This is a genomic window from Dolichospermum circinale AWQC131C, assembly GCF_000426905.1.
Classification (GTDB): domain Bacteria; phylum Cyanobacteriota; class Cyanobacteriia; order Cyanobacteriales; family Nostocaceae; genus Dolichospermum; species Dolichospermum circinale.
The window spans coordinates 57,135-62,880 of record NZ_KE384597.1 but is presented as its reverse complement, the minus strand read 5'-3'; the positions used below and the strand labels follow the sequence as shown (position 1 = coordinate 62,880).

6 protein-coding genes are annotated in these 5,746 nt (G+C 36.7%); 5 read left to right on the top strand and 1 reads right to left on the bottom strand.

Going from position 1 to position 5,746, the window contains the following annotated elements; all coding sequences use genetic code 11:
- Positions 1-171 precede the first annotated feature (171 nt).
- Genes ACIR131C_RS0105550 through ACIR131C_RS0105530 form a run of 5 tightly spaced genes read left to right on the top strand, consistent with a single transcriptional unit; the run spans position 172 to position 4,420 of the window.
- Positions 172-1,188: an SDR family oxidoreductase gene (locus ACIR131C_RS0105550; protein ID WP_081677164.1), complete on the top strand. Its 1,017-nt coding sequence runs from the start codon at positions 172-174 to the stop codon at positions 1,186-1,188.
- Complete coding sequence (locus ACIR131C_RS0105545) at positions 1,185-1,607, top strand: secondary thiamine-phosphate synthase enzyme YjbQ (RefSeq protein WP_028089396.1); 423 nt, start codon at positions 1,185-1,187, stop codon at positions 1,605-1,607. Before ACIR131C_RS0105550 ends, ACIR131C_RS0105545 begins: the two co-directional genes overlap by 4 nt.
- A 2-nt stretch (positions 1,608-1,609) precedes the next feature.
- Positions 1,610-2,737 (top strand): DegT/DnrJ/EryC1/StrS family aminotransferase, encoded by a 1,128-nt coding sequence (locus tag ACIR131C_RS0105540; RefSeq protein ID WP_028089395.1) that lies wholly within the window; start codon positions 1,610-1,612, stop codon positions 2,735-2,737.
- 60 nt (positions 2,738-2,797) lie between these two features.
- Positions 2,798-3,625 carry a sugar phosphate isomerase/epimerase family protein gene (locus ACIR131C_RS0105535; RefSeq protein WP_028089394.1) on the top strand — a complete coding sequence of 276 codons (828 nt, stop codon included), beginning with the start codon at positions 2,798-2,800 and terminating at the stop codon, positions 3,623-3,625.
- Positions 3,626-3,664: 39 nt separating this feature from the next.
- A complete protein-coding gene (locus tag ACIR131C_RS0105530; RefSeq protein ID WP_028089393.1) occupies positions 3,665-4,420 on the top strand; it encodes an SDR family NAD(P)-dependent oxidoreductase in 756 nt (251 codons plus the stop codon).
- A 38-nt stretch (positions 4,421-4,458) separates the two neighbouring features.
- Here the strand turns inward: ACIR131C_RS0105530 and ACIR131C_RS0105525 are convergent, their stop codons facing one another.
- Complete coding sequence (locus ACIR131C_RS0105525; protein WP_028089392.1) at positions 4,459-5,301, bottom strand: HAD-IIB family hydrolase; 843 nt, start codon at positions 5,299-5,301, stop codon at positions 4,459-4,461.
- Between the last annotated feature and the right edge of the window lie 445 nt (positions 5,302-5,746).

Sequence of the window (5,746 nt, the reverse complement as noted above, 5' to 3'; positions counted from 1 at the left end):
CAGATTCTTGATATCTGACGCACCCTAGAACAGATTTTTAGTGTGACACTTGCGTAAGTCCTAGTTCCTTAAGTAATTTTTGCTAGAAATATTAAATATAAATTAAAAAAATCCAAAATTAATGAATGTGGTTGATAATACAAATTTTAGAGGAGTTTAAAAACCTGAGTTATGAATAAAATTATGTTGCAAGATGGGAAACGTTGCCTAGTTACAGGAGCAGCTGGTTTTATTGGCTCTCACTTATGCGATCGCCTGCTCAAATCAGGCCACAGTGTCCTTGGCTTGGATAATCTAATTACAGGAAGAACCCTGAATTTGAAAGTAGCTCAAAACCATTCTAGCTTTACATTTATTGAGCAAGATTTAGCCGATATTTCCCCAGATACATTAATAGATATTGATTGGGTATTTCATTTAGCAGGGTTAGCTGATTTAGTACCTTCAATCCAAAATCCAGGTAACTACTATCATGCCAATATTCATAGTACCTTCGCCCTTTTAGAAGCTTGTCGTCATGCTCACATTGAGAAATTTATCTACACAGCTTCTTCCACCTGCTATGGTATTCCTGATCAATACCCCACACCAGAAACCTATCCCTGTCATCCTGAACATCCCTATGGTTTAACAAAATATTTAGGGGAACAATTAGTGATGCACTGGGCGCAAGTTTATCAAATTCCAGCCCTTTCATTACGACTGTTTAATGTGTACGGAACAAGATCCCGTACAACAGGAGCTTATGGTGCAGTATTTGGTGTATTTCTCGCGCAAAAACTCGCCGGAAAACCCTTTACTGTGGTGGGAGATGGAACACAAACTAGAGATTTTACCTTTGTCAGTGATGTAGTAGAAGCCTTTGTTAAAGCAGCCGAATCAGACATTACAGGCGAAATTATTAATATCGGTTCTGGTAAATCTGAAAGTATTTTAACACTCGTTAAATTATTAGATGGACCTATTATTTATATTCCCAAACGTCCAGGAGAACCAGATTGTACATGGGCAGATATCACCAAAGCAACCACACTTTTAAAATGGCAACCTCAAGTAACTTTAAATCAAGGTGTAGCTGAGATGTTAGCCAATATTGACCTTTGGCGAGATGCTCCAGTTTGGACACCAGAAACAATTCACCAAGAGACACAATCCTGGTTTGAGCGTTTAGGACAAAAATTAGCATGACCAACTCATATATTAGACTTTACCAACAGGTAATACAGATACAAACTACTGGCAAAACTTTATGTCAGATTACGCCCCAAGTGCAAACAATTATTACAGAATCAGAAATTAAAACCGGAATTTGTAACCTGTTTATCCGTCATACTTCCGCCAGTTTATTGATTCAAGAAGAAGATGCTAAACCAGATGTAGAAACCTTTTTTGCTAAATTAGTTCCAGAAAATGGTCAATATTTATTAGCAGGACAAGGTTTAGATGATATGCCTGCTCATATTCGCTCTGCCCTCACCCATACATCTGAACAAATTCCTGTTAATAACGGTATTTTACAACTGGGAAGGTTACAAGATATTTATATTTGGGAACATCGGCAGTCTGGTTATACTCGTGAAGTCATTGTTAACATACTGGGATATTAAAAATGCCACAACTATTAACAATTAATCAAATTCCCTTTGTCAACCTCAAAATTCAACACGCTGGAATTAAAGGGGAATTACTAACAGCAATTAGTGAAGTAATTGATGATGCAAACTTTATTTTAGGTGAGCAAGTTCCAGAATTTGAACGCCAATTTGCTCAGTTATGTGGTGTGCGTTATGCTGTTGGTGTTAATTCAGGAACAGATGCCCTGATTTTAGCATTAAAAGCACTTGGGATTGGTGTTGGTGATGAAGTCATTACTGCTCCTAATTCCTTCGTGGCCTCAGCTACTTGTATTCGTTTACTGGGAGCAAAACCTGTATTTGTTGATGTGGGTGATGATTACAATATTGATCCCAATAAAATTACAGGGGCTATAACTCCTAAAACAAAAGCAATTATCCCTGTACATTTAACAGGAAGACCTTGTAAAATGCAACCAATTTTAGATATTGCTCAGGAAAAGGGAATAGCTGTAGTGGAAGATGCAGCCCAAGCGGTACTTGCTGAATATCAAGGTCAGCGAGTGGGTTCTTTGGGAACATTAGGTTGTTTTAGTTTACATCCTTTAAAAAACTTAAATGCTTGCGGAGATGCTGGTGTAATCGTAACAAATGACCCCGAATTATACAACCAGCTAAAAATTATGCGGAATATTGGCTTACGTACCCGTGATGACTGTGTGATGTGGTCCTATAATTCCCGTTTAGATACTCTACAAGCAGCCATTCTTTTAGTGAAATTACGCTATCTCCAGGAATGGACAAACCAGCGTCGGCAAAATGCACATTATTATCAAAGTCAATTAGCTGATATTCCTCAGATTAAAATCCCCAGAGAACAAGAATGGGAAAAATGTGTTTACCACACCTTTGTTATTCAAGTAGAACGACGTGATGAATTACGACAATTTTTGAGCGATCGCGGTATTGGCACAGCAATTCATTACCCAGTGCCAATTCACCTATCTACAGCAGGTAAAGAATTAGGCTATTCATTAGGTAGTTTTCCGATTACAGAAATGCAAGCAAGCCACATTTTGAGTTTACCTATTTATCAAGGATTAACTGTTGAGGAACTGGATTACATTTGTCAAAACATTAAACGATTCTATCAATATTCTTGAATAGGAACACGCGAAACAAGCTGTTCATATAATCCAAAATTCCAAATCCAAAATTTAACTATGCCAAACTCTAACATTAATTTATCAAACATTGGTTGTGCTGCTTGGGGCTGGAGAGAAATAGAAATACCCGAATATTTCCACCAAGTTGTTAATCAAGGTATGCGTTTAGTCGAGGTAAACGCCCATCCCCAAGCCCCTAAACATCTTTTACATGATGGTGATGATGAAGCCGTTTCTAAAATTGCTTATTGGGCGCAACAAACTGGAGTAGATATTATTTGTATTGCTGGCAGAAATAATTTTACACTGTCAGATACAAATGAGTTAGAAACAGAAATTAAAAGAGTAGAGCGGTTTATTGATATTGCTCAACAACTAAATGCCAAATTTGTGCGCTTATTATCTGGTGATCATAGAAATGATTTTATTCTCCCAGAGGTTTATCCCCGGTTACATTATGCTTTTAATCGAGTTGGTGATTATGCCGAAGCAAGGGGAATTAAAATAGCGATTGAAAATCATGGTGGTCCAACAGCAACAGGACAAAGGGTGGCAAAAATGATGGAAGGTATCAAAAGTCCTGCGGTTGGTGTGAATTATGATCCTGCTAATTTTTTGAATCAGGGAACAGATCCCTTAATGGCATTACGCTATATATTACCTTGGGTAAATTATACCCATTGGAAAGATGTGAAATGGGTAAATGGTAGTCCTCAATTTTGTGCTTTTGGTACAGGGGAAATTGTTTGGCAACCAATTATTCAAGAATTACTTAATGCTGGTTATCAGGGTTATTGGGTGGTGGAATATGAAGAACCATCGGATGTGGAAAATGGAACTAAAGAGAGTTGCAATAATTTGTGTGAATTATTGCAAAAATTCTAATTGCTGTTGACGAAGTTTCAAAAAAAGTGAATTAATAAAATGTCATTTTCTTTAGATGGTCATGTGGCTTTAGTCACAGGAAGTTCTGCGGGTTTGGGAAAAGCGATCGCTCTCAAATTAGGACAAGCTGGTGCTAAGGTAGCAATCAACTACAATAACAACGAATCAAGAGCTAAACAGGCTTTAGCAGAACTAGAACAGCAAGGTTGCCAAGCTATTTTAGTGCGTGGGGATGTCACCCAACCAGAAGATGTAGCAGCAATTTATGAAGCGATCGCTTCTCAATTAGGGACAGTAGATATTTTAGTGTTAAATGCCACAGGACCTCAACCCCAGATCCCATTTGAGGAATATACCTGGCAAGATTTCCAAACTATGTTGGATTTTTTTGTCAAGAGTCCTTATTTATTAACTCGTATTTGTTTACCTTCCATGAAACAAAAACAATGGGGACGAATTATTAATATTAGCAGCGATGTTTGTTTTCGCACTGTTAATAACTCCAGTGCTTATGTCACTGCCAAAAGTGGACAACTGGGTTTTACACGCAGCATGGCCACCGAGTTAGCACCTTTTGGAATTACAGTAAATGCAGTTGCTCCTGGTTGGATTCCTGTAGAACGCCATGAAAGTGTTCCTCAAGAAAAAAGAGACGCTTACCAAGTCAGAATTCCTATGCAGCGTTGGGGCATTCCCCAAGATATTGCAGAAACAGTGCTTTATTTTGCCAGTGATGAATCGGGATTTATTACGGGGCAGTATTTATGTATTAACGGAGGCTTTACTTTGATGTAAAGTCTAGGGCCATTACTCACTGGTGATGTGACAGCTGATTACTGAATCAGTGTTTTTAATACAAATAATATTCCTTTAGCATATTCATATTCTGCTATTTGAGAATGTAATTTTTTAGCTTCACTGGTTGCATTTTTCACTAAATAACCATGTCTCACAGTTTGCAACATTTTAATATCATTACCACTTTCGCCAAAGGCTATAGAATTTTCATGGCTGACATTTGTCTGGTTTAAAATAAAATTCACTATATCTTTTTTACCTGTTCGTGAAGGGGTAAAATCAACATCATAGCAATTTTCAGGATCTCCACACAAAGGATTAGCTTGACTAATATTTACTTGAATACCAGCTTTTGTTACTAACTCTTTGATTTTCAGAATTGCCTGATGATCAAGTAAATCATCTTGTTGATAGTAATAGTAATTTTTTAAAAAAGGAGAATGTTCAATTTCTGGTTGTGGTGTCAAATGTACATTCTCTAATTGTAAACAACTAACTAAATCATTAACCAATTGTTGAGAAAAATTGCTGTTCATTAGATTTTCTTCCCATATTTGATCTTTTTCACCGTATTGATTTTGATTAAAATAGGTAATTTCAGTGCCTAAACTACTAGCAATAAAATGAGGTAATAATCTCAAACCACATTTATTTATTTTCTCAAAAACTGAAGTTAAACTACTACCAGTAACCCAACCAAAAAAGATTTGTTTATGATCAGTTTCGTTTAATAAATACTCTTCAAGTTCTTTGATGTCACTTTTATGCTTGTCTGTATTTTTATGAGCCAGATAAGTTTCATCAAAATCTGTCAAGACAACGTATTTAGGTTCTGGGACAAAAGGTAACAGTTTTATATTATGTTTACAATATTTCATATCATCCTTATGATACACATTATTTCATGAAATTACCCTCAATATAGTTACGAATTATCTCATCTTATCATGCTTGTTTCTTTGTTTCAGGACTAACATTTTTAGGTGATCTATCCAGTGGTAGACTATCATAGCTTTTCCCACACAGATAAAATACACCCCACCCGCGCTGTCGCGTTGTTGGCTATTGCCACAGATTCGGAAAATTAGCTAAAATAAGTTGTTTGTAATTCTTAATCAACAAGCAGGATTAATAGGCGCTGCTTTGTCTGCTTCTAGGTTATAAATAGCAGCAACGGTAAAAACCGCATCTGGCGAGGGCTACAAAGATGAATATCAAATTTTTAATACCTTTAATTGCTGCTACTTGTGTTTATAGTGGGTTTGTTTCTGCCGAATACCCTGCCAAATCTCCCAAATCTTCCATATCATGCACATCTAAACC